Annotated in this window: 25 protein-coding genes and 1 pseudogene; 3 read left to right on the top strand and 23 right to left on the bottom strand. The window is 47.0% G+C overall.

Features of this window, described 5'->3' with window-relative positions:
• Positions 1 to 440: 440 nt before the first annotated feature.
• The 17 genes and pseudogenes from WH37_RS24180 to WH37_RS24105 form a co-directional block, all read right to left on the bottom strand.
• Positions 441 to 1,220, bottom strand: a complete 780-nt coding sequence (locus tag WH37_RS24180) for an ABC transporter ATP-binding protein (RefSeq protein WP_143088371.1) — start codon at positions 1,218 to 1,220, stop codon at positions 441 to 443.
• A 28-nt stretch (positions 1,221 to 1,248) separates the two neighbouring features.
• Complete coding sequence (locus WH37_RS24175; protein WP_143088370.1) at positions 1,249 to 2,115, bottom strand: ATP-binding cassette domain-containing protein; 867 nt, start codon at positions 2,113 to 2,115, stop codon at positions 1,249 to 1,251.
• 42 nt (positions 2,116 to 2,157) lie between these two features.
• The gene (gene nikC / locus WH37_RS24170; RefSeq protein WP_046233192.1) at positions 2,158 to 3,027 is read right to left on the bottom strand and encodes a nickel transporter permease; all 870 of its coding nucleotides are present in this window, start codon (positions 3,025 to 3,027) and stop codon (positions 2,158 to 2,160) included.
• A complete protein-coding gene (nikB, locus tag WH37_RS24165; protein ID WP_177217898.1) occupies positions 3,024 to 3,965 on the bottom strand; it encodes a nickel ABC transporter permease in 942 nt (313 codons plus the stop codon). The genes nikC and nikB overlap by 4 nt, the downstream gene beginning before the upstream one ends.
• Positions 3,966 to 3,969: 4 nt before the next feature.
• Positions 3,970 to 5,574: a nickel ABC transporter substrate-binding protein gene (nikA, locus tag WH37_RS24160; RefSeq protein ID WP_046233190.1), complete on the bottom strand. Its 1,605-nt coding sequence runs from the start codon at positions 5,572 to 5,574 to the stop codon at positions 3,970 to 3,972.
• A 295-nt stretch (positions 5,575 to 5,869) separates the two neighbouring features.
• Positions 5,870 to 6,376 carry a hypothetical protein gene (locus WH37_RS24155; protein ID WP_046233189.1) on the bottom strand — a complete coding sequence of 169 codons (507 nt, stop codon included), beginning with the start codon at positions 6,374 to 6,376 and terminating at the stop codon, positions 5,870 to 5,872.
• An 83-nt stretch (positions 6,377 to 6,459) separates the two neighbouring features.
• Positions 6,460 to 7,083 carry a YdeI/OmpD-associated family protein gene (locus WH37_RS24150; protein WP_046233188.1) on the bottom strand — a complete coding sequence of 208 codons (624 nt, stop codon included), beginning with the start codon at positions 7,081 to 7,083 and terminating at the stop codon, positions 6,460 to 6,462.
• 152 nt (positions 7,084 to 7,235) lie between these two features.
• A pseudogene (locus WH37_RS34940) lies at positions 7,236 to 7,606 on the bottom strand (IS110 family transposase); the annotation flags it as partial.
• A 248-nt stretch (positions 7,607 to 7,854) separates the two neighbouring features.
• Entirely contained in the window at positions 7,855 to 8,340 is a 486-nt protein-coding gene (locus tag WH37_RS24145) for a MarR family transcriptional regulator (RefSeq protein WP_046233187.1), read from the bottom strand.
• A gap of 36 nt (positions 8,341 to 8,376) precedes the next feature.
• Entirely contained in the window at positions 8,377 to 9,291 is a 915-nt protein-coding gene (locus WH37_RS24140; protein WP_046233186.1) for a DMT family transporter, read from the bottom strand.
• A 101-nt stretch (positions 9,292 to 9,392) separates the two neighbouring features.
• Positions 9,393 to 10,892 (bottom strand): monooxygenase, encoded by a 1,500-nt coding sequence (locus WH37_RS24135; protein ID WP_046233185.1) that lies wholly within the window; start codon positions 10,890 to 10,892, stop codon positions 9,393 to 9,395.
• Between the two features lie 17 nt (positions 10,893 to 10,909).
• Positions 10,910 to 11,314 carry a RidA family protein gene (locus WH37_RS24130; protein WP_046233184.1) on the bottom strand — a complete coding sequence of 135 codons (405 nt, stop codon included), beginning with the start codon at positions 11,312 to 11,314 and terminating at the stop codon, positions 10,910 to 10,912.
• Between the two features lie 226 nt (positions 11,315 to 11,540).
• The gene (locus WH37_RS24125) at positions 11,541 to 11,921 is read right to left on the bottom strand and encodes a hypothetical protein (protein ID WP_143088369.1); all 381 of its coding nucleotides are present in this window, start codon (positions 11,919 to 11,921) and stop codon (positions 11,541 to 11,543) included.
• Positions 11,922 to 11,927: 6 nt separating this feature from the next.
• Positions 11,928 to 12,287: a hypothetical protein gene (locus WH37_RS24120; RefSeq protein ID WP_046233182.1), complete on the bottom strand. Its 360-nt coding sequence runs from the start codon at positions 12,285 to 12,287 to the stop codon at positions 11,928 to 11,930.
• On the bottom strand, positions 12,287 to 12,613 hold the full coding sequence (locus WH37_RS24115; protein WP_046233181.1) for a nitrile hydratase: 327 nt from the start codon (positions 12,611 to 12,613) through the stop codon (positions 12,287 to 12,289). The genes WH37_RS24120 and WH37_RS24115 overlap by 1 nt, the downstream gene beginning before the upstream one ends.
• A gap of 31 nt (positions 12,614 to 12,644) precedes the next feature.
• On the bottom strand, positions 12,645 to 13,634 hold the full coding sequence (locus WH37_RS24110) for a carbon-nitrogen hydrolase family protein (RefSeq protein ID WP_046233180.1): 990 nt from the start codon (positions 13,632 to 13,634) through the stop codon (positions 12,645 to 12,647).
• 171 nt (positions 13,635 to 13,805) lie between these two features.
• Positions 13,806 to 14,585, bottom strand: coding sequence for an IclR family transcriptional regulator (locus WH37_RS24105; RefSeq protein WP_046233179.1), 780 nt, complete (start codon positions 14,583 to 14,585; stop codon positions 13,806 to 13,808).
• Positions 14,586 to 14,865: 280 nt separating this feature from the next.
• Between WH37_RS24105 and WH37_RS24100 the strand changes: the two genes are divergently transcribed.
• From WH37_RS24100 to WH37_RS24090, 3 genes are all read left to right on the top strand, one after another.
• Positions 14,866 to 15,594 carry an alpha/beta fold hydrolase gene (locus WH37_RS24100; protein WP_046233178.1) on the top strand — a complete coding sequence of 243 codons (729 nt, stop codon included), beginning with the start codon at positions 14,866 to 14,868 and terminating at the stop codon, positions 15,592 to 15,594.
• Positions 15,595 to 16,492: 898 nt separating this feature from the next.
• Complete coding sequence (locus tag WH37_RS24095; RefSeq protein WP_046233177.1) at positions 16,493 to 17,140, top strand: metal-dependent hydrolase; 648 nt, start codon at positions 16,493 to 16,495, stop codon at positions 17,138 to 17,140.
• 70 nt (positions 17,141 to 17,210) lie between these two features.
• The gene (locus WH37_RS24090) at positions 17,211 to 17,750 is read left to right on the top strand and encodes a GNAT family N-acetyltransferase (protein ID WP_046233176.1); all 540 of its coding nucleotides are present in this window, start codon (positions 17,211 to 17,213) and stop codon (positions 17,748 to 17,750) included.
• 140 nt (positions 17,751 to 17,890) lie between these two features.
• Here the strand turns inward: WH37_RS24090 and WH37_RS24085 are convergent, their stop codons facing one another.
• From WH37_RS24085 to WH37_RS24060, 6 genes are all read right to left on the bottom strand, one after another.
• Positions 17,891 to 18,433 (bottom strand): histidine phosphatase family protein, encoded by a 543-nt coding sequence (locus WH37_RS24085; RefSeq protein WP_046233175.1) that lies wholly within the window; start codon positions 18,431 to 18,433, stop codon positions 17,891 to 17,893.
• A gap of 27 nt (positions 18,434 to 18,460) precedes the next feature.
• On the bottom strand, positions 18,461 to 19,231 hold the full coding sequence (locus WH37_RS24080; RefSeq protein ID WP_177217878.1) for a metallophosphoesterase: 771 nt from the start codon (positions 19,229 to 19,231) through the stop codon (positions 18,461 to 18,463).
• 153 nt (positions 19,232 to 19,384) lie between these two features.
• The gene (locus WH37_RS24075) at positions 19,385 to 19,807 is read right to left on the bottom strand and encodes a VOC family protein (RefSeq protein WP_046233174.1); all 423 of its coding nucleotides are present in this window, start codon (positions 19,805 to 19,807) and stop codon (positions 19,385 to 19,387) included.
• Positions 19,808 to 19,968: 161 nt separating this feature from the next.
• Positions 19,969 to 22,191, bottom strand: a complete 2,223-nt coding sequence (locus WH37_RS24070; protein WP_046233173.1) for a heavy metal translocating P-type ATPase — start codon at positions 22,189 to 22,191, stop codon at positions 19,969 to 19,971.
• A gap of 173 nt (positions 22,192 to 22,364) precedes the next feature.
• Positions 22,365 to 22,865 carry a GNAT family N-acetyltransferase gene (locus WH37_RS24065; RefSeq protein ID WP_063838039.1) on the bottom strand — a complete coding sequence of 167 codons (501 nt, stop codon included), beginning with the start codon at positions 22,863 to 22,865 and terminating at the stop codon, positions 22,365 to 22,367.
• Between the two features lie 41 nt (positions 22,866 to 22,906).
• Positions 22,907 to 23,272 (bottom strand): ArsR/SmtB family transcription factor, encoded by a 366-nt coding sequence (locus WH37_RS24060; RefSeq protein WP_046233172.1) that lies wholly within the window; start codon positions 23,270 to 23,272, stop codon positions 22,907 to 22,909.
• Positions 23,273 to 23,357: the final 85 nt, after the last annotated feature.

Genomic DNA, 23,357 nt, shown 5'->3' with positions numbered 1-23,357 from the left:
TTCATCCGCAAGCGACGGCAAATTTCTGCCATGCTTAAGGGACGAAAGGGGAAAAATTTCGTGGTACCACCCTGATTCACTGAAATCTTGCGATTTCAGCCTCATGAGATAAGGCAATGCCTTACCTGCCGCACGATAACGTGTGCCATTCCGTTTGAATCTACTCACGGTGCCAAGCGTATCCAGGCTCCGCTTTCCATCAAAAGCTCCGAGACGACGGCATACAAGGATTACGGCAAAGGTTTCAGCACTCCCCCTGCTCTCTGAACATAATCGTCTTTGTATGTTTTCTCTTCCTCGCTTTTTTAATGGTTTTGATAATAGCACACTTCCTACAATCTTTCAAACTATAATTTTCTGACGGATTTCAAAAATAGCAAACAAGCCTGTTTTTATTTCATAGCTTTACTGCACTTTTTATGCTGTCTTAGGAAGGAGCGCTAACTCGCCGCCTCCACCAGCAGCTTAGTGTAGATATGCCGATCTTGGTGTGTCAACTCGGAGCTGGCAAACTCGTCAATCATTTCCCCGTCCTTCATGACGATCATGCGATCGCTCATATATTGGACGGAAGCAATATCATGGGAAATAAACAAATAGGACATGCCTAGCGTTTGCTTTAAGCTTTTGAGCAGTTGCAAAATTTGCGCTTGAACGGAAACGTCCAGACTTGAAGTTGGTTCATCACAGACGAGCAGCTTGGGGTTCAGGCTGATCCCCCGCGCAATGGCGACCCGCTGCCGCTGCCCGCCGCTAAGCTCATGCGGATATCGGGCCAAATGATCAAGCGGCAAGCCTACCAGCTCTAGCAGCTGCGCAGCCAAGCCTATCCTGTCGGTACGCTTTCCTGACAAGAACGGCGGCATCACATCTGGAAAATTATCAAGCGGCTCCATGATCGAACGCCAAATGGGCATTTTGCTGTTAAGCGAGGCGTTCGGGTCCTGAAATACGACCTGTACATGCTGCCGCTGCTCTCTAAGCGCTGCCCCCTTTAGCTGAAGCAGTGGAACATCATCCAGCCATACTTCACCGCTATCCGGTCGCTCCAGCGCCAAAATCACTTTGCCTAATGTGCTTTTGCCACTACCGCTTTCACCTACAACACCAAGACATTCGCCCCTCGCAATTTGCAGCGAAATTTCTTTCAGCGCATAAACCTGCTCCTTTGATTTCCTGAAGGTTTTATATAAACGCTCTACGCGCAACAAAGGCTGCACCGGCTTCTCACCTCCTGATTCCTCATAGTTAAGTAATATAAGGCCTTGCATTCAATAGCTGCTGCGTATACTCGTGATGGCAGTGATACAAAATATGCTCTGCTGTATCCAGCTCAACAATATGGCCGTCCTTCATGACGGCTATCGTCGAGGCTCGTTTCACCACATGCCTCAGATCATGCGAAATGAGCAGCACCGCGCAGCCCGTTCGCTTCTGAAGGCTGGCAAGCACATCGAGCACCTTTTCGCCAGAAAGCACATCAAGCGCCGTCGTCGGCTCATCGGCAATGAGCAGTGAAGGCTGAAGCATCATCGCCCCAGCGATAGCAGCCCGTTGAAGCTGCCCACCGCTCAGTTGGAACGGATAGCTGCTGTAGACACGCTCCGCGGGCAGGCCTACCTGCTCCAGCCATTCCAGCGCATGCACCTTCGCCTGCCGCCTGGTCAGCTTCTCATGAGAGCGCAGCGTTTCATTCATCTGCTTGCCAACCGTAATAAATGGCGTAAAGCTCTCCTGATAATTTTGAAAAATAAAACCGATTTCGCGTCCACGCAAACCTCGCCGCTTCTTATTCGGCCAGTCCAAAACATTGTCGCCACGGAAGCGAATTTCCCCATTGCTTATGCCAAGCGAGCCGGACATCAAGCCAAGCACAGCGCTTGCCGTTACACTTTTGCCGCTGCCGCTTTCCCCTACGAGTGCAAGTGTCTCGCCTCTAGGGATGACGAAGCTAACGCCATGAACGAGCGGGCGCTGCTGCTTTTCCTGTCGGGTGAAAATTTGCAGCTGTGAAACCTCTAGCACTGGCGCTTCAACAGCCACCAGCGGTGACGCGGCATTTTCCTGTTGAGCTTTTTCCATATGCGTCGTTTCCTTATCCATTATTTGCGGCATCAGGTCATACGCCTCCTTTCCCTTGCTACCCTTGAATCGATATTAGCGACTGCGGACATCAAGCGCTTCACGCAGCCCTTCACCGAGCAGATTACAGGCAATGACGATGGCCATAATGGCAAGTCCCGGATAAATCATGAGCTGCGGCGCAGATTGAAAATAAGGCCGGCCATCATTGAGCATGGCGCCCCATTCTGGCGTTGGCGGCTGTGCGCCAAGTCCCAGATAGGAGAGCATCGAGATAATCATAATGATTTTGCCAATATCCAGTGCAGCTAGCACGACAACGGGAGAAATCATTTGCGGAAGCAAGTGGCGGCGCAAAATCGTCCAAGTGCTGCATCCCGCAACCTTTGCCGCCAGCACATATTCCTTCTCACGCTCAGATAAGGCGACGCTGCGCACAACTCGGGCGTAACCGATCCATTTCACCAGCACAATAGCAAAAATCAAATTAGGCAAGCTCGGTCCTAGAAAGCCGGCAAACGCGATAGCAAATATAAATTCCGGCAGTGCTCCCATGCCATCTACAAGCCGCATAATAATCGAATCGAATCGTCCGCCAATATAGCCCGAGATCAGCCCGAGCGGTACGCCAAGCACGATCACAGTGACAATGACAATGGCGGAAATGCCAAGCGTAAGCTGCGCACCTATTACAAGCCTTGTGAAAATACATCGGCCGAGATGATCCGTTCCGAGCGGATATTGCCAGCTGGGGGAGAGCAGCCTATCCCCCATTTGCACGGTTAAGGGATCATTTGGGACGATAATCGGCCCAAACAGCGCCAGCAGCACGATGATTCCAAGCAGGCTCATGCCCAGCATCATCGCACGGTTGTGCAGCATCTGCCGCCCCGCATGGCTTCGTCTAAGCGGCAGTGAAAGCTCCGCGGTTAGTTTCCCATTCATGACGAGGCTCCTTTCCCTAAGCGAATGCGCGGATCAAGCAAGCTGTAGCTGAGATCAACTAGCAGATTAACGACGACAACGAATAGCCCAGTCGCCAGCACGTACCCTTGAATGATCGGATAATCCCGTTCAAAAATCGCTTCAAGCGCCAAGCTGCCAAGGCCCGGCCAAGCAAACAGCGTTTCAATGACGACGGATCCTGCGAGCAAATTGCCGAAGCTGACGCCAAATACTGTAATAACCGGAAGCAACGCAGCACGCAGGGCATGCCCCATCAATATGCGCCGTTCAGCAAGGCCGCGTGCCCTCGCCGCTTTAATATAATCCTGGGACAGGCTGTCCAGCAGCCCGGAGCGCAGCAGCCTTGCATAGACAGCGGCCATTGCGAAGCCGAGCGTAATGGATGGCAAAATCATATGCGCGAAGCTGCCCTTGCCGCTTGTCGGCAGCCACCCTAGCTTTAAGGAAAATAAGTAAATGAGCAGCAGCCCCATCCAAAAGCTCGGAATCGATGCGCCGACAAGTGCGAGTATCCGGCTCACATGATCCGGCCACCGGTTTGGATAGCGCGATGCTATGAGGCCGAGCGGGAGTGCAATGGCTACCATGACAGCGAGGCCGCTAGCTGTCAGCTGAATTGTCGCCGGCAGCTTATCCAGCAGCTCATCCAGCACTGGACGGCCTTTTAAATACGAAGTGCCCAGATCAAGCCGGATTAGACCGAGCATCCATTTTCCGTATTGCACAAGCACAGGCTGGTCGAAGCCAAGCTCCTCGCGAAGCGCAGCTTCATCGGCCTGTGTAATCGACATTTCATCGGCATGCAGCAATGTAAGAACGGGGTCGCCAGGAGCGAGCTTCATCAGAATGAAAATAACTAAAGATAAAATAAACAGTACAAATACGAGTTGAATCAAACGTTTTTTAATGAGCTGCAGCACGTTAAGACACATCCATTTTGTTTGTCACTAAATAATATTCTTCAGGCCCTGGTGTCCAACCAGTGACCTTCTTGTTCATGCCTACAATTATGTTTGGATAGACCGCATAGGAATGCAGAGCCTGCGCTTTAATTACCGCAGCGGCAGCTTGGGTAAGCTTTACGCGTTCTGCCACGTCGCCCGTAGCATTCAGCTGCGCGATGATCGCGCTCAGCTCGTCGTTGCTGATATTAGCCGGATTAAGCGAACCGCCCACAATAAACGCTGAATTAAGGAAAAAGCCTCCATCCCCGCGCGGAGCAGTCAAATTGCTGTAAGTAGCCAAGTTCCAATCGTTATTATCGCGCAAATACGTATCTACATTTTCAACGGTTTTTATCGTTAACGTTACGCCAATTTTAGCGGCATCGGATTGCAGAAGCTGGGCAATGAGCGGAAGCTCTGGCCGGCCTTTATAAGTAATGACCTCAAGGGTCAGCGGCTTTCCATCCTTCTCCAGCTTGCCGCTGCTGCCCTGTGCATAGCCAGCCTGTTCGAGCAGCTGCTTCGCCTTTTCCGTATCGAGCGGTTGAACCGCTTCCTGGCTGCCGAAAGGCAAATTCGCGTTAAATGGGCCATTGGCAGCAGAAGCGTTGCCCAGCATGACGTCCTTCGCCATGCTTTCACGGTCAATGAGCAAGTCCAGCGCCTGTCTGACCAGTACGTCTTTTAAAGCGGGCTGCTGCTGGTTATAAAGCAGGAAATGCGCACGCAAGCCAGCAAGCGACTCTATCTTTAAATTTTGATCCTGCTTAATGACGTCGACCATTTCGGCTGGAAGCTGAAAAGCCAGATCGGCCTCCTTCGCCTGAAGCGCCAGCGCCCGTACATTGCCGTCCTCATTAAATTTGAACTTAATTTCTTCAAGCAGCGCTGCACCATCCCAATAGCTGTCATAACGGGCGAGGTTTATTTCCATATTCGGCGTGAAGCCTTTTATTTGAAAGGGTCCCGTACCGACTGGCGCCTTATTGAACGCTTCGGTGCCCATCGTTTTTTCAGCCGCCACATCGATAATGCCGCTATATGGATTTACAAGCTCAGATGGAAAAGCTGGCAGAGGCTCCGTTGTCGTAATGGTAAGCTCCTGGCCTTCCGCCTTCATAGAAGCGATCTTAAGTGTGGTGTCCAGCGCCTTGTTCACGCCTATGCCGCGTTCGAGCGAGGCTTTAACAGCGGCCGCATCAAGCTTGGCGCCACTATGGAAGGTAACGCCTTCGCGGATCGTAAAACGCCATGTTGAGTCATCCACCGACTCCCATTTGGATGCGAGCCACGGCTGAAGCTCCAGCTTATCATCCATGCGTACAAGCGTTTCAACAACGCCCGCTTTCAAAACAATATAATCATTATGCGGGTCCAGACTTCCGCTCTTGAAATGGTAGAGCAGCGTCAGCGTTTTTCCCGCTTTATTTTCCGCAGCAGCAGTTGCATTTTGACCAGTATTTCCGGTCTCCGATGATGAATTTGCAGATTTTCCGCAGCCTGCAACGACCATGGACAGAACGAGCAGCAGGATGGTGAAAAATAATCGTTTATTCCTTTTATTCTCCTTCAATAACAGCATAACCAAACTCCCTCTCCCTTTCGGGCATGTCTTTCGCGCTAAATATATGTAATCATTACGATTAGAATCCAAAGAAAAAACGAGCGCTCCAGCTCGTTATCTATTCGTAATATTTACTATCAGGAATGATACCATGGCCTTTATAAACGTGTCAATCGATTGCAATTAACTTTTTTGCTGCAAAATAAAAAAGCTGCCATGCATAATTGCATAACAGCTTCCTACAGCTATTCATCAAGTCCAGAGTTAGGGTTATGTGTTCCTAGGCTTGAAAGCCCCGGGTTCACGCTCTGGTTTACGGAATATATTGCTGAACAATTTTCACAATTTGCCCGTCTTTAATCGTAACGTGATAAGGGAAATTTTTCAGATGAAAAGGATCATCGGAATTCATAATCGAGACGAATTTGTCTACAGTGATTGGCTCATTCCATTGAATGTCCGCTTCTGCTGCGTTGCCCGTACGATTGTAAATTTGCATGAATACTTCAGCATCTGCTGCAATCGGCAGGTCATGAAGCTGAGGATCGTCATTGACAATGTAGTAGCCGTCTGGAGCATCCGTCATTTCAGCATCTTGTTCATGCTGGCGGAACTGAACGCTTGCTGCCTCTCCTTCGTACCACTGAATTTCATCATATGTAACGACGAAGGCGTTATTTTGTTTAATTATATGATCCATATAGACGGTCGTCTGATTAATCGGGCTGGTGGATGCATTACCTTGGCCATTGTCTACAGCCAAACCAAGTGTTAATAAACAAGCGATGGCGAGTGCTGCGCTGAGAATTGCTTTTTTCATTTTGTACCGCTCCCTTACTCGTTTCTATGCTTATAACTATACAACGCAGATGCGGCGAAAAGAGTTGCAAAAAAGAAACAAAATTAATTTTTTTCTATTCCTTTTTTGACGATTGGCGTAAATTGCTGTAGTGTTCGTCCGCTGGCGGAGTTTTCAATCAGGGTGCGAAGCCGCTTGCTGCGCGTCTCCTCCTTCTTGGCGCTGATCACCCACCACAGGGCCGTTTTCTGATAAGTTGCACGCTGCTCCTGAAAATAGCTCCATGCCGCTTCCTGCTCCCTGAAAGCCGCTTCTTCCTCTGGCGCCAGTACAATATGCTCCGGCTTCTGCTCATATGCATATACAGCAGATTTCGCTTCCTTGCGCCGTTCATAAGCGGCAAGCCCTGCCGGATGCATGAGTCCGCCTTCACTTAGCTCCTGCACACGCTGCATATTAACGGCACTCCAGATACTGCCTTTTTTCCGCGGCGTGAAGCGTATTTTGTAATTCTCTTCATCTATGCTTTTGCGAATACCGTCAATCCATCCAAAGCATAGCGCCTCATCTACTGACTCTGGCCAGCTAATGGTTGGCTTCCCGCTGCTCTTTTTACGAAAACCGACCCAAAGTATCGTCTCCTGCTCATGATTTTGCTCCAGCCAGCTGCGCCATTCGGCAGGCGTTTCAAAAACACAATCGTTTCTTCCATCATAAGACCTCCCCACTTGAAATATACGAAAGAAATGATACTGTGTGGTGTCATAATTGTTGAGAAAACTTCGGCCAAAAAGCTTTATTTATCAAGGGTCGCTTTCATAATTATTGAGAAAGGTAACTCTGAAAATGGCTATTAATAAGCTTGATTTTCATATTTAATGAGAATATCCGCGATGACAAGAGCATCCTTCGGATCACTCTTGGAAAGACTATTATCTCGATTCCCCTTGTTTCTTTTGGTAGTGGCTGGATTTACTAGGACAACGTTCGATTCTTTGTTGTAATCCAATTCGCCAGGTTCCACCAATAATGTCCTGTAGGTTTCATGCCAATAATAACACTATTCAAACGATGCTTTTGCTTAAGTCCTTCTATCCAACGCTGCAGCTTTTCAAAGCCTTATATGGTGTTACTAAATGAGAGATGTCGATTCGAAAGCACGATTCCCCGAAAATTCGTAGCTTGCGCCACATGAGTTTCTTTAGCCATATCGATACCTACAACAAGATGAGATGTACTAATTCGTTCAATTCATTGATTCTGTACTTCTGATTGTTTAAATGCCACAAAAAACGGAACCCAGGTCAACATCTTGGATTCCGTTTTCAATACATTCTTCCATGAAATATCCCCCTCGGTATTCATTCTGAGGAGGATTATCTCATAGGCAGTGAAGGGGACGAAGGTGGGGAGGACTTGACGCTTACTTATTGTCCTCCGACACAAAAACGGCATCTTGTTTTAAGCTGCCGTTTTTGTTCCTACACCGTACAAATTGCTTAATAATCCCATTCCGTCAAGTCTTGCATTAGGTTTCTCGCAAAATTGAGCTGTTCATCTGTGTATTTATCCAAAAACTTCATAAAGCGCTCTTCAATTTCATGATGGATTCGATTGTGAATAAGATGAACTTTTTGGCCTTTTGGAGTCAAGCTATAATAAACTTCTTTTTTATTATCGTTAATCTGCTGTCTTTTTACCAGTTCAAGCTTCAACAGCTTTTTACTAATTCTTGTGATGGAGCCTTTCGTTAATCCGGTTTTTTCGGAAATGGAGGTTACATTGATCGGGGAGAAATCTCCGATACATGCGATTAGGTGAATATCCGACAGAGTCAGATTGCTCTTTTCGCCAAATTCCTTTTCGAAATTTTGCATTTCTTCGCGCATTCGGAATGCGAACTTGCTATCCCTCATCTCCTGTTGGCTAACAAGATGTATAAAGTTTTTGAATATCCACTGTTTAGATAGATCCGTTGGCTGCATCCGTTTCGTCTCCTCTATGCATGACTCTCCTCTCCATTATACATGATTGTTTTGCGTAAAACATTCAGGGCGGCTTGATTTCGGAGTCCTCGTCGACAAGATAATCCCGCAAATGGTGACAAGGGCGCCAATTAGCTGAGCCGTACCTATTCTTTCGCCCGATAAGGCAGATATGGCCATCGTTGAGATGGGAACGATATTAAAGAACAAAGACGTTTTATTAGCGCCGATACGTGATATACCTTGATTCCACCATAAATAAGCTAGTACAGAACAGAATAAAGCCATAAAGATCACGGCTAGCCATGCTTCCATGACCTTAGCTGAAGTGGCTTCCCCCGTAGTAATAGAAGAGTAAGGCAGAAAGAACAATGCACCTACTGCCATTGTTATGGCGGTTGTTGCAAGAGGCGAACCGTTGCCGACATATTTTTTGCCGAGGATTCCATATAAAGACCAGAGTGTAGTTGCAAGCAATACGTATAAGTCACCTTTCGAGATCAATCCCAGTTCAGTCAGCAAACCATTCGTAAGAACTAATAACACTCCCAAGAAAGAGATCACGATTCCTCCAAGTTGGCGAAAGTTAATTTTCTCCTTCAATAAGAAAACAGACAGGCAAATCGTAAGCATCGGATTGGTAGCCGTTATTAATGATGTGTTGATGGGGCTTGTAGCCTCTAACCCTTTAAACAAGAAAATATTCATTAAAAAGATCCCGACGATCCCCATTAGGAGATAAATCAGAGCATAGGGTTTGATCAATGACCAGGTGGGTCGCTCCTTTACCCAGTACAAAGCGAGTATGACCACACCAGCTATAATAAATCGCCAAGCTGCCACTTGTGTCGGGCTCATCACTTCTACAGCAATCTTTCCGGCGTTAAAGTTTGCTCCCCAAAAAATGGCTGATAATGTGAGCGTAATGTAAACAACTGGAACTTTCTTCATAAGGACTCCCCCAATTAAAAAGCTTCTGCCCGGAAAGCTTTGGTTAAAATGCTTCCGGGCAGAATATTGTTTTTCCAAAAACAATATAGGCAAAGAAAGATTTAACCTCTGCTGATTTGCTTAATTCCTTGCTCCATTCGGTTAATTAAATCGGCTTCGGTTGCAGAGATTGCCCATGCAATATATCCGTCCGGTCGAATCAATGCAGTGTGCACATTTTCCCAGCCTTTGGCTTGTTCAGCCAAAGTTGCACTTACGAATTTGAAATGTTGGTGCTGCAGATTACTAACGATGTCTTCTGTAATTTTATCCGAAGCTAGATTCAATAATATATATTTACCATCACGGAATAGCTCATAACTGCTGAAGACATCGCCATTCTGTGAAAGTAATTTAATCTCTGCAAGTCGGCTGCCATTTAGAAGATGTGACGATACATTCTCTTGTTCGTTGTAATGAACATCCATGGCCGCAATTTGACAGGCTAAGCGATAGTTTGCATCCGGACTTTGTAACAAATCCGAAATCATTCTGCGAAGGTGAATCGTTGTAGGTGAAAAATCGGTGCCGAACAATAGGGTTTGTACTCTTGTATTCCGAAGTAATGCCGTATTAACGGGGAACCGTTCCGCATGGTAACTGTCCAGCAACACCTCGGGAGCCCATCCTTTCACTTCGGCAGCTAGTTTCCATCCAAGATTCATGGCTTCTTGCAAGCCCACATTCATTCCTTGTCCGCCGGCTGGGAAATGAATATGAGCGGCGTCCCCCGCAAGGAACAGTCTTCCTTCCCTATAGCGCTCCGCTTGACGGGTTGCATTGCCGAAACGAGTCATCCAGTAGGGATCGGAAATCCCGTAGTCATCCCCTAACATGCGGATCATACCCGAGCGCAGTTCTTCCAAAGTAACGGGCTCGTCCTTCGGTATTGAATTTCTTTCCGGATCGATAAAGACGACACGGTGCAACTCCTTCGAGACGGGGACAATCATAATCATTCCTTTTTCATTAAAGCTGGAAACGACGCTCGTTTTCGGCGGATTTTTAAATACGACATCTCCTTGAACCGCAGTAAGTGTTGCATCCGTTCCGTTAAAGGCAATGTTGGCCTGCTTTCGTACAATACTGCCTGCTCCGTCGGCGCCAACCGCATAAGCTGCCGTTAATGTAATTTGACCGCTAGCTCCGGAAGCAATAACCTCGACAGAATCAGAGCTCTGAGTTACCGATAATACTTCCATTCCGCGGCGAATATCGGCGCCAAGTTCCTTCGCTCTCTGTTCTAGCACCTTTTCCGTTTCCGACTGGGCGATAAACAAGGAATAATTAGAGGAAGAGTCGATGACTGTAAAGTCCAACCGAGTTTCCAAGCCTGCAAAATGGCCTGTAGGGAGAGGTTTGCCAATCTTCAACAATTCCGATTTCAATCCCCGCAAGTCCAACATCTCTAATGTACGGGGATGGATGCTAAGCGCCCGCGAGTAAGGCGTAGTGGCTTCTAGTTTTTCCAATACGCAAACCTTAACATCAGCCAATGCCAGTTCCTCAGCCAACATCATTCCAACGGGTCCTCCACCAATTACAATAACGTCATAATTCATTCTTATTTGCTCCTCTCTTAGTGTAAAATGGATACGATAGCATCGACTTCAACTAACCATTCCTCAAAGCCAAGCGCCTGAACGCCTATAAAGGTGCTTGCCGTAAGCGGCCACTGGTCGCCGAATACTTCAAAGCCTGCTCTAAAGATCGAATCAACCAACTCGGGCTTATGGTTCACGACATGAATTTTCATTTGTACGATATTCTCCGGCCCGGTCGCAATTGCTTCCAATGCGAGCTTTACGTTAGTAAACACTTGCTTTGCCTGCAGCCCGTAGTCCCCCTCTCCGATAAGCTCTCCCTTTTCATTTAACGCGACTTGCCCGGAAATAAAGGCTAGCTGAGAAACGGGAGCAACGACGATTTGAGATATCAGACTCGTCACTGTACTCGTAAGGGTATCGGGATTTATTTTCTTCATATGAAATCCTCCAATTTTATTTTGTGCAAAACAAAATTCTTTCATGAAATTTAGTTTTGTGGGAAACAATTAAATATGAACAGCACGTTCTATACATTGCAATAACAATAACAATTAAAATAATAATAATAGTTTATTATAAAACAATATTTTCTCTGAGAGGGATGAAACTCATCGTTATTTTCATTCCTTTTGTCTATCCATAGTTCAAACCTCCAATTTATCGTTATAGCAAATAAGTTAAATCCTGTTCCACAGTAAACTGCCTAACCATAAAATACTGATTATCCGTCTGTTGCCAGACGTAATGATGAATGGCTTGCTCCTCTCCCTTAACCATCCGATATAAGAGCGAACAAATGTCTCCATATTCGGATATGCCTAATAATTCGATTTTATTCAGACCGGGAAGTGACAACTTCTGTTCTTTCAATTGGAGAACTTTATGAAGAAGTTGCTCTCTAGAAATAAGGATAAGCTGTCCCTTGAGATCGGTTCGCACGCTTTCGAATTCAGAAGCATAAATACCTTCAAACATTCGTACATCGAGTTGAATGCTCGCAGTAAAATAATCCTTCATCCTATCCGTAACATTCTTGTTTATCATTTTCATTTATTCTCCCAGAGAGCGATCAAGTACTTTAGAGCGCATATCTCGAAGTACCCAGGTTAAGGAATCATCGGGGATCAGATATCCCCCCACTCCGTCTGTAAACAAGATGTCATAGATACGGCGACAAGCAGCATCCAATGCCTCATTGCTCGTATCTTCCTCTATGGGCGATGGAAGGAGGATCGTAATGGTATCCGGTTCTTGGGAGATAATTTCAATTCGAAATTCCCCTTCAGGTACCGTGCCTGATCCAAAATACTCATCCAATCCTGCTTTTGGACCGCTCATTAAGCGCTGGCGGGCAGCTTGATCTCGTTGAAGCAATCGGTAATGACCGGTAAAAATATCATGTTGATCCATTAGGGGTTATTCCTCCTGTAGCTTTGTCGCATCGCCAAGAGTTGTACTTTCAGCTTCTGGGGCATGATCCAGACGAACAACTCGGCACTCTGCCACAGATCCATTTGATTAATGACCGTATCGGCCTTTTCCGGCTCCTCTGAATAAGGCGGAATAACGTAGTATAGGGTGTCTCTCCTTTGCCTCCGAATGTCAAGCTTAACATTTCCGGGCACTTCTACCCCTATTTGCGCCAGCGCTCGATGCGGATCCGTTTCAATCATTTCAGCAAACAAAGGGTCTCTCCATGCGAGTTCGGTAATTTTCCGTTCAAGACTGCTATTCATGGTTTTAATTAGTCCTCTCCGACAATTGTTGTTAGCTATTTTGAATAGCTTCGTATCCGATAACATTTGGCTTCGATTCGCCGATCACCTTTACAGGCTCATGAACGGATTTATCGAAAGTTAAGCTTAAGAAGCCGGGAGTGGAATAATGCCCCGCATGATCGATCAGGAATTTGCCGGGAATGATTTGTTTGAGATCGATGTCCGCATACACGATACCTTCCTCGTCATGCTCTAGCGTATTGCTGATCACATGACCGTTCGGCGCGATGATCTTCGCGAAGCCGTATCCAATCTTCATATAATTTCTTTGGTACTCGGTTTCTCCGAGCATATCTCTCATTTCTTCTGTCCAAATCTGGGAAGCCAACAGACAGAAGGTTTGATTAGATATCGCGTAGTACTTCGTTGCAATTTCGCACACCTCGATGCTGAACAAATGGCCATCATATGGCAATCCTGTTGGCCAGGAGGCAACATGCACTTGTTCATTCATGGAAGCCATTGCCGAGAGATTTAGTGGGATGAGGTGCTCCCAACATTGCAACCCGCCGAGATTGCCATACTCCGTCTCGAACACGGACATCATGCTTCCATCGCCGTCGCCCCAGATCATCTTCTCCGCATTCGTTGCTTTTAATTTACGGTGTTTGCCGATTAAGTCGCCTTTAGGATTAAACCATAACTGCGTCAGATATAAGGAACCGCGATCTTTCTCGGTGACCGATACGCAGAAATAAACCTTGTTGCGTTTGGCCGCTTCAGATAACTTCCGAATGGATTTGCTTGGGATTTCAACGGAGTTCTCGTACAGCCTAATGTAGTGCTTCATTCCATAGTCGGCATTGCCAAGCCATATCCACCAAGGGTATCCCGGTACGAACGCTTCCGGAAAAGCAATAACCTTAGCACCGTTAGCTGCGGCCTCATCCACGAGCCTGCACGTTTTGTCGATCGTAGCATCCAGATCCAAATAGACGGCGGCAGCTTGAACGGCAGCTGCTTTGAAAGTTTGATTCATTTTTGAACAACTCCTATTCTTTAGTTTTTAATTAGTTCACTATAAGTGTACGATATACACTATTAGTGATTTGAGCCCATTATAATTTAACTTTGTTTCTCATGCAAGGAAAAGTTACATAAAAAAAAGACACTGCGGTCGATGAGTCGATGAGCGCAGTGTCTTTTTTCCCTATGTCAGTTGATTGGTTATTTGATTAGCTTTCTCCTTGAGCTTGAGTACATCTATTGAGGATGGACTAGTATCGATTTCGCCAGTAAATCCGATGAGACAAAGTGCGGCAACCATGTTTCCCGTATAGTCAAAAATCGGACTTGCTACTGACATGCTCCCAGGTATTCCGTCAAACAGCGTATTGCGAAAGGAAACTCGTTCCTCTCGAATCGTCTGCAATTCCTGCTTCACCATCTGCTCGTCAAGTTGATAGTTGTCGATCTCCCGTTGTATTAATGGCTGAACCTGCGAGAACGGAAGAAAAGCGGCAAAACACTTACCAAGGGCCGTCATCAACAATGGAAAGCGATAGCCGGCTCGAATTTCGACCTGTATCGGTTTATCGCTTCGTTCGTATTCAGCAATTATCGGCCCTTCCTCGCTCCAGATGGCAAGCGCTACGGAGTGATTGATTTGTTTGCTGAATTCGCGGATATGAGGTTTGGCGATTTTGACAACATCGAATTGTTGGAGCGCGACCAAGCCTAACTCGATTAAGGATGGCCCCATGGCGTAAGACGAGTCTTTTTTATTCTGAATAAGAGCGCCGACTCTTGTAAAACTAACCAGGTATTTATGAATTTTATTCTTCGGCATATCCATTCTTTTGGACAGTTCCGATACGGACAAGGGAGCTTTCGCCTCTTTAAAACATTTCAGTATGGAAAAAGCGATCTCTAGAGATTGGATTCCCTGAGAGGAGGAAATTAATCGATTTGGAGCTTCCATCTCTTTCATGCATTCACCCTGCCTTAAAGTAGTGTTCTAGCCCATACATTTGTTGATGTTGTCTAAATAGTAATAGATTTGATATTTTTTCGCAAGGAAGGGACAAGGACGTTTATCTAGGCAACGCGCGGTATGTTTTTCACCCCTCCCCTTTATTTGTAAACTAAGTTGACATCTGTTCTGAAAATAGTTGCAAAATTGATAAACATCGTTATAATGATGTTAAAAACATTCACACATAGTGAACACACACACTAATGGTGAACAATAATAGGAGGGTGAACGTACTATGTTTTACGATGCAGAGATTTCAGAGAATCCATCGGTTGTCCTCATTCATGGTTCTTGGTTAGGGGGATGGAGTTGGAGAGAAGTCGCCAATCAATTGGCTGCCAAAGGGTATCGTGTTCTGGCTCCGACTTTAACTGGGCTTGGCGAACGCAAACATTTGCTGACTGGGGACATTAATTTATCCGTGCATATCGAGGATATTGTAAATCTTATATTGTTCGAGAACATGACGAACGTTGTGCTGGTCGGTCACAGTTATGGAGCAATGGTTGCTGTGGGAGCCGCAGATCGTTTGTTCGGTCGAGTCAGTTGCGATATCGTAATTGTAGACGGTTTTATTACCGAAACAGGCGAGTCTGTCGTAGACCATTATCCAGAAGTATATTCCCTCATGCAGCATTTCTTGTCATCGAACCCCTCCTTAGTTGAGCCGCCGCCTGTAGAGACATTTGGATTAAACGATACCGAAATCTCTGCAGCCATTACTCCCTTCCTAACCAGAATGCCGCTATCAACACATATGGAGAAACTCAACTACTCCTTGGAAAAACAAGCACAAATGTCCCGTTCTTATATTTGTTGCATGGAATTCCCAATGTTTCATCAAACGGCTTCTGAGGCAGCCGAACAAGGTTGGCGCAGTTTTGAAATTAGCGCAGGTCATCTGGCTCCAATTACTCATCCGAAACAAATTGCTGATTTAATCATTGCTTCAATCCAATCATAACATTAATTTCCTTGGATTAGAATCACATAAAGCCTGTTTAGCTTTACGTCTGACGCTTGTCAAAAGGACATTGTCGTCAATCGAGGACCACGGTAAACTATGCAAGTTGTTGTCCTCAATCGGGTAACGATGCAAGATCTTGTCCAAAGTCCAGGACAAGATCTTGCATCGTTAAAATGAAAAAGCCGCGCAGCGCGCAGATCCTAATGAATGTATGTTCTTGTCATCCGACATTTTTTTAAGTTCAGAGTTTGGTCACATCGCTGGCATAGCTCACTCACAATCATCTACTCAACCATCACTTATGACACAATTTAACGTTACTACATGGTTTCAAATCTTCTAAAGGAGATCTTCTGTTGAGGAAAAACTTGAGAAAATTACAGGATTACTTACAAAAGATTTTCACCAAGTCATTGGAGAATATGTCCAATTTTATTTCAGGATATGAGCTTAATGGGCTTCTTGTATAAGCAAATATAATTGTTGGGTGAAAATTGGCTAGGCATTATGGCTGCATATTCGAAAAGTGTCTATTACGAAAAAAAATCTTGTAACTGGAATATCGCAGATATTTTTTATTCAAACCCATTCACTTGGCAATGGCAAGAGGATTGATTCTGTACGCTAGTCCAGTCAAGCTAACCTATATTCTCCCTTTTTGTCATCTGAAGGATCATTTCATAAGGACGAGCCTCATTTTATGCATTAAGATGTATAAATATGCATTTCTCATCAATTATGAAAGATTATTCTCATATATTCTGAAACTTTTCTTAAAAATTATGACGTCACACAGATACGCACTCTTGTTCCCTTCGCGTATTTCTTGTATAATAATATAGCGAACATACGTTTGAATACATATCTGGATAATAGCCAGGCATTAGGAGGAACAATGAAAGGCACGACACATCTTACGATTGGCATGGTTATAGGAGCCGGTGCGGCAGCTTATTATTCCTTCACCCCTGCGAATGCGGCTGCTTATGTAGCCGTTGCCGCGATCTCCGCCTTAAGCGCGGATCTTGATGGCCCTAGTATTTTGAGCAGCAAGCTTGGCAAAGTATCCAAGCTCATTCATGATTTGCTCATTTGGGGCGGCGTTATTATGATTGCGATTGTCAGCTATTTGTATGTGGTGAATCATACCGTTGGCTGGAAGCTGCTTGTTGCTTCCGTTGGCGTTGTGCTGCTTGGGCTCGTTGCGAAGCGCGGCGTCATCCGCAATGCACTTGTCAGCGCTATCGGCGGAGCCTTTGTGTACGGCGGCTTCTGGTTCGGCATGAACTGGCTTATCGGCCTTGGTGCATTCGTCGCCTTGGCGCCTTGGCTCAAGCATCGCGGCATGACGCATACGGTATGGGCTACCGCGGCATGGGGCGCGATCGCCTGGGGACTGGAGCAGCAGCTTCATCTTGAGGGCATTATGCGAGTTGCAGTCATTGGATATTTATCCCATTTATTTGCAGATACGTTGACGCCGAGCGGGGTCAAATGGCTTTATCCGCTATACAAGAAGCCTTTTAAGCTTAGCATTTTTTAATTGCCGGCTTCTATTCCCATTGGCCGCGCCTCCGATTTCAGGTTCGGCTATCAGAAAGGAGTACCGATAGATGACAATAAAGCAGAGCATTTATTTAAAGCCCCTTGAGCTTGCTGATGCCGAGGCCATGCTTGTACTCAGATTAAGCAACCAAGCCTTTCTCCAGCCTGTAGATCCCGTACGCCCCGATAACTTCCTCACGTTGGAAGGCCAGCAAGAGCATATTCTTCTAGGCATACAGAAGCAGGCTGAAGCTGCATCTTATCCGTTCGGCATTATGCTGGAGCAGCAGTTAATTGGCCGAATCGAGTTATCTAATGTGATAAGAGGACCACTGCAAAATGCGAATGTCGGTTATTTTCTCGATCGCGCCCATCAAGGCAATGGTTATGTATCGGAGGCTGTTCGCTTAGTCACTGCCTATGCTTTCGAGCAGCTTGACCTGCATCGCCTACAAGCTGGGGTAATGCCGAGAAACACGTCTTCCATTCGTGTTCTGGAGCGTACCGGCTTTCGCCAAGAGGGCCTTGCCCTTCGCTATTTAAAAATTAATGGAGTGTGGGAGGATCACCTCCTCTTCGCCTTGACTGCCGAGGAATATAAGTCCTGAAAGACATGACAATCCTCAGCCAAGCGAGACGCATCGTATACCCAGCTTCTTTTAGCGAGTATACGATGCGTTTTTTGCAATAGAAAAAAGCAGCTCGTTTTCCTCATAAGGATAAGCTGCTTACGGTATCTTCTATTTTGCTAATCGCCCATCAATGATTTGAACTCATAGGTCTTGTAGTCCCAATTAGCTGATGAGTACCTCGTAATATTCCCATCATCCGGTATACCATTGAAGTAAGCACCGATACAGCCCGTTGTACAAGCATGTCCGGATATTAAAATATTAACCTCTTTACCTTCATTCATCGCTTGAAGCTCACTCATAAAACTAAAAACTCGTTCAGCAAAAAGATCGGTCTCTTCCACTCCTTTATAGACGCTTGAATCAGGAGTAAAACCTTTCATTTTCACTTCGCTCGCTTTTAATTTATCCGCTTCCCCTAAATCGAAAGCATCGAGCCTTGCATCAATAATGGCAGTGGCACCGGTTGCTATTTCAGCTGTTTGCACAGCTCTTTCTTGCGGAGAAGAAAATACAAAATTAAAGGTGACGTCCCGCAGTCGCTCTCTTAGCTGGTTCGCTTGTATTATCCCGTGCTCGTTTAGTGGCAGTCCCGACCTTCCTTGCATTCTTTGTTCCTTGTTATAATCGGTTTGCCCATGTCTAACTACATAAATCATCAGGATGGCCCCCTTGTTATAGCCGTTCTACAGCTGATGCACCGTCACTTCGCTGCGAATGAGGAATCTGGCATTGGGCTCGGTCTGGCTAATGCCTTTGGAAATATAGAAGGTGCCGTTGCTCCATTTATGCTGGCCCTTATAAATGCCAGAAGCAGCGAGCTTGCCCTTGTTAATAAACCGGAACAGAAACGGAACATTAAACTGCATGCCATGAAAATGACCCGACATGAGATAATCATAGGAATGCTTAATGTGCAGCACCGTATTGGGATCGTGAGCCAGCACGATAATGGGCTTAGATGGATCAACGTGGAGAAAAGCTTGCCCAGGCTTGCTTTTTTTGCTGCCCCAATCGTCAATGCCAACCAATTGAAACGCGCCTAAATCGATGCTCTCATTAGTCAGAACGATAACGCCTTCCCGATTCAGAAGCTTCGTCAGCTCGCGCACGCCGGAAGCCATAAGCCGATGGTCGTGATTGCCGTAAACGGCATAAATCGGAATGCCAGCTGCGCAAATCGCCTTCATGTATTGCTGAACCTTCGGTAAATAGCGCAGCTGCTGGGTAAAATCTCCGGTGAGGAATATGTATGCCGGCTGCTCACGGGCAATCAGCTTCTGGATTCGCTGCGGGCTGATGCGAATATTTTCAACATGCAGGTCACTAATTTGCAGCACCTTGAGCCCCAATCCCGCCGAATAATGGTAACGCTCCACCTTAAACCACTGCGTCGGCAATATCAAAAATAAATAAAATAGCAGCGCAAGCGCTGCAACCATAATAACAACGATCATTCAAGCCCTCCTTACTACTAAAACCGCCAATAAAAATAGCGGCCCGCCTTCATAATGGGAGGCCATAAGCCGGAACAACCGCAGGCATCGCCTCCGGCTGTCGCAGCATTTTTGACATAAGATGATGATTCTTGCTTATAGCCTGCCGATTGCTTACAGCTGATTGTCACCTGTGCTTTGGAAAAACTCAATGATTTCGCCATTCAAGCCTTTGACGAAAGCGATTTTCACCGGAGTTGGCGGATTGTCGCCGAGTACAACTTCCTTCGTCTCCACCGTCACAACGGCGCCAGCTGCTACTGCTGACTGTACGGCAAGCTCTATATTTTCGGAGCGGTAAGCTAAATGGAAATAGGAGCCTTCGTCCGCCACCGGCGCCTTGCCGCCAGCGAATACTTCTAGATAGTTGCCATCGCCGCTATCCAGCATAATAACGCGGCCATCTCCTTCACCCCAGCTATGTCTTGGCGTAAAGCCGAGTCCTTCTGTATAAAATTTCACGGTTGCTTCAAAGTCATATGCGCGCAGCGCGATATGATGAATGCCGCCGCCGCCAATTTTTGCATTTTTATTCATTGGATGCTGTCCTCTCCCAGAAACGAAATGAAGTACCTTCTTAGAATACCCGATTCATAGGCGGCCGGGCAACCCTGCCATTAGCATCAGCATTAAGGACAAGCGTAAAACGTGCGTTGCCATCCTTTAGAGGCAACGCACGTTTCGCAGAGAAATAAAGGTCACGCTTTGATTTTCATCCGCTGCAAGCGCAGCGCATTGAGTACAACCGATACGGAACTAAGCGCCATCGCCGCCCCTGCCAGCCAAGGCGCGAGCAGGCCCGCTGCCGCTATCGGAATGCCGATTACATTGTAGGCCAACGCCCAAAACAGGTTTTGCTTAATGTTGCGCATTGTCTTCTTGCTCATCGTTATGGCGTCGACAATGCTGTTTAAATCGCCGCGCATAAGTGTGACATCCGCCGTCTCCATCGCAACATCCGTTCCTGTCCCCATCGCCATGCCGATGTCCGCTGCCGCCAGCGCCGGGGCATCATTAATGCCGTCCCCAACCATTGCTACTTTCATGCCGGCCGCCTGGAGCTTTTTGACCTCCTCGGCTTTGCCTTCGGGCAGCACGCCAGCGATAACATGCTCGATACCCGCTTCGCTCGCAATAGCCGCAGCAGTCCGTGCATTATCTCCTGTAATCATCATGACCTGAATGCCAAGATGCTTGAGGCGGTCAATCGCTTGCTTGGATGATGGTTTAATCGTATCCGCAACCGCAATCATGCCGGTATATTGGCCATCAACAGCAGTCAGCATAACCGTTTTCCCAGCTTCCTCCAGCTCGGCCATGGACGCCTCACCGTTGTGTACAACAGCGTAACGCTCCATTAAAGCGCGTGTTCCGACAGCAACATCGCGGCCCGCCACAGTTGCCCGAATGCCAAAGCCCGGAATAGCTGTAAATTCAGTTGCTTCGGGAACAGCAATGTTCTGCGCTTCAATTGCGGCTACAATAGCCTCTGCAAGCGGATGCTCCGAGCTTTTCTCGGCTCCGCCAACGAGGGAAAGCAGTTCCTGCTCCGATATATTAGTTCCCACGATAACATCGGTCAGCGAAGGTTTGCCTTCCGTTACCGTACCCGTTTTATCGAGCAGCACCGCTGTAATATGATGCGTCGATTCTAAATGCTCACCGCCCTTGAACAAGACGCCGACTTCTGCCGCCCGGCCCGATCCCGCCATAATAGAGGTCGGTGTCGCAAGTCCGAGTGCGCATGGGCAAGCGATAACGAGCACCGCGATAGCTTTCTCCAGCCCTTCAGCGAACATACCTGGCTCGAGCCAGAAGTACCACAACGCGAAAGCGAGTAGGGCAATTCCTACAACGATGGGAACGAATATGCCGGAAATGCGGTCAGCTATTCGCTGGATCGGCGCTTTCGAGCCTTGCGCCTGCTCGACAATATGAATAATTTGCGCAAGCGTCGTATTTTTGCCAACCTTCGTTGCCTGAACACGCAGGACGCCATTTTTATTAATCGTGGCTCCGAATACTTGGTCGCCTGACTGCTTGTCAACAGGCAGGCTTTCTCCAGTCAGCATTGATTCGTCGATCGCCGAGCTGCCGTCCAGCACAATGCCGTCGACCGGAATTTTGCCGCCCGGCTTCACAATAAGCTGATCGCCAATGATCACCTGCTCGACCGGGATGCTCACTTCAGAGCCGTCGCGCACGACGAGCGCTGTTTTCGCTTGCAGTCCCATGAGCGAGCGAATCGCTTCCGATGAGCGGCCTTTAGCAAGCGCTTCGAACCATTTTCCAAGTAAAATCAACGTAATGAGCAAGGCGCTTGTCTCATAATACAGCTCCTGCATAACTGGCATATTAGCCATCCCAACATGCTCTTCAGGCTTCAACGTCAAATACAAGCTGTAAAAATAGGCCGCCGACGTCCCAAGCGCTACTAAGACATCCATATTCGCGCCCCCACTGCGCAGCGCATTGAATGCCCCCTTATAAAAAGGCCAGCCGATTATAAATTGTACAGGAGTCGCCAGCGCCAGCTGAAACCACGGATTGAGCAATAAATCCGGCACCCATATGAACGATGTAAAGGAAAAATGCGCCGCCATCGCCCATAAAAGCGGAAGCGACAGTATTGCCGATAGGATGAACTTCAACTGCTGCTTGCGGATCTCGTCACGCCGACGCTCCGCCCCTTGCTTCTGCTCTATCTTCTCCTCAGCTGTAAAGCCAAGCTGCTCGATCCGCTTGATGACCGCAGCCAAATCGATCGTATCCGCACGATATTCGACATGGCTCGTCTCCATCGTAAAGTTGACTGTCGCATGCGATACGCCTTCCAGCTTATTCAAGCCTTTCTCTATGCGATTCGCGCATGCTGCACATGTCATACCCGAAATTTCCAGTGTTGTTTGCCTGTTTTCCATCCTGATTGCCACCTTTATATACCCAGTGGGGGTATGTGTTGTTGCTTTTATCATATAGTACCCCATGGGGGTATGTCAAGGTTTGGCCCAACTTATGTAAAAAAAACCGTTCAAGCGCTACGCGCCTGAATCGGTCTAGTTACAAGTTGAACAATATAGTTCGTATAGTACGGTTATGTAACGCTCGCATCCATATGTACCGTCTGCCATTCATCTTGATCTTCAGCCGTTATGACAAAACCCTGCCGCTGCCAAAAATCGACTGCTCCCTTTAAAAAACGATGCGTATGCAAATATGCTACGCTATAGCCCTGCTGTGCGATAAAACGTTTGGCCTCTGCTGTAAGCAGTGAGCCTACGCCGCTTCTGCGGCTGCCAGCAGCTACATAGCATTTTACAATTTCGGCGGCCGGACGATTCGCTTCATATTGAGCCGTTTCAATCCGGTTATCATAGGGCTGCACACCGATGCACCCCCCTATTTCTCCCCGCTCCGAAAGTGCCAGAAAAAAAGCCGCCCCCGCCTGCTGCAAATAATGCTCAGAAAAATTCACGAGATCCGGCGGCAAACCATTTATCGCAAACATCGGCATGACCTCTTTACGTACTAATGCTGCAAAAGCGACAGCGTCCGCAATATGCTCTTCGCGAGCCTGTATAATCATTGGCGACATTTCCGTCACGTCTCAATCCTCTCCTTATCTGGACGCAGCACTTAGCTGTGATGCAAATGCTGCAGCGTCTGGATGAAAATTTCCTTCACATGATCATCGTCAAGCGAATAATAGACGGTTTTCCCGACTTTGCGGCGCTTTACAATACGCACATTGCGCAAGTAACGCAATTGATGCGAAATAGCCGACTGCGCCATATCCAGCACGACGCATAAATCATGTACGCACAGCTCTTGCGAAAGCAGTGCATAAATCATTTTAACTCGTGTCGGGTCGCCTAGCGCCTTAAACATTTCGGCCAGATCAATTGCCGTCTGCTCCTCGACCTTTGCGGTCAGCAGATCCGCACCCTCCTGCTTCGTCCCTATACATGTGTCGTCACATTGCTCATCTATCACTTTGTCCATTCAAACCCACCACCCTCTAATCGTAATGCTTATGATCTTATTATAGCAGACAAAAGCGCAGTTCCTCTATTATTTGCAGGAACCG

The sequence above is a fragment of the Paenibacillus algorifonticola genome (assembly GCF_000971975.1).
GTDB lineage: Bacteria > Bacillota > Bacilli > Paenibacillales > Paenibacillaceae > Pristimantibacillus > Pristimantibacillus algorifonticola.
Note: the sequence above shows the minus strand (reverse complement) of the source record. Positions and strands in the feature narration are given on the sequence as shown.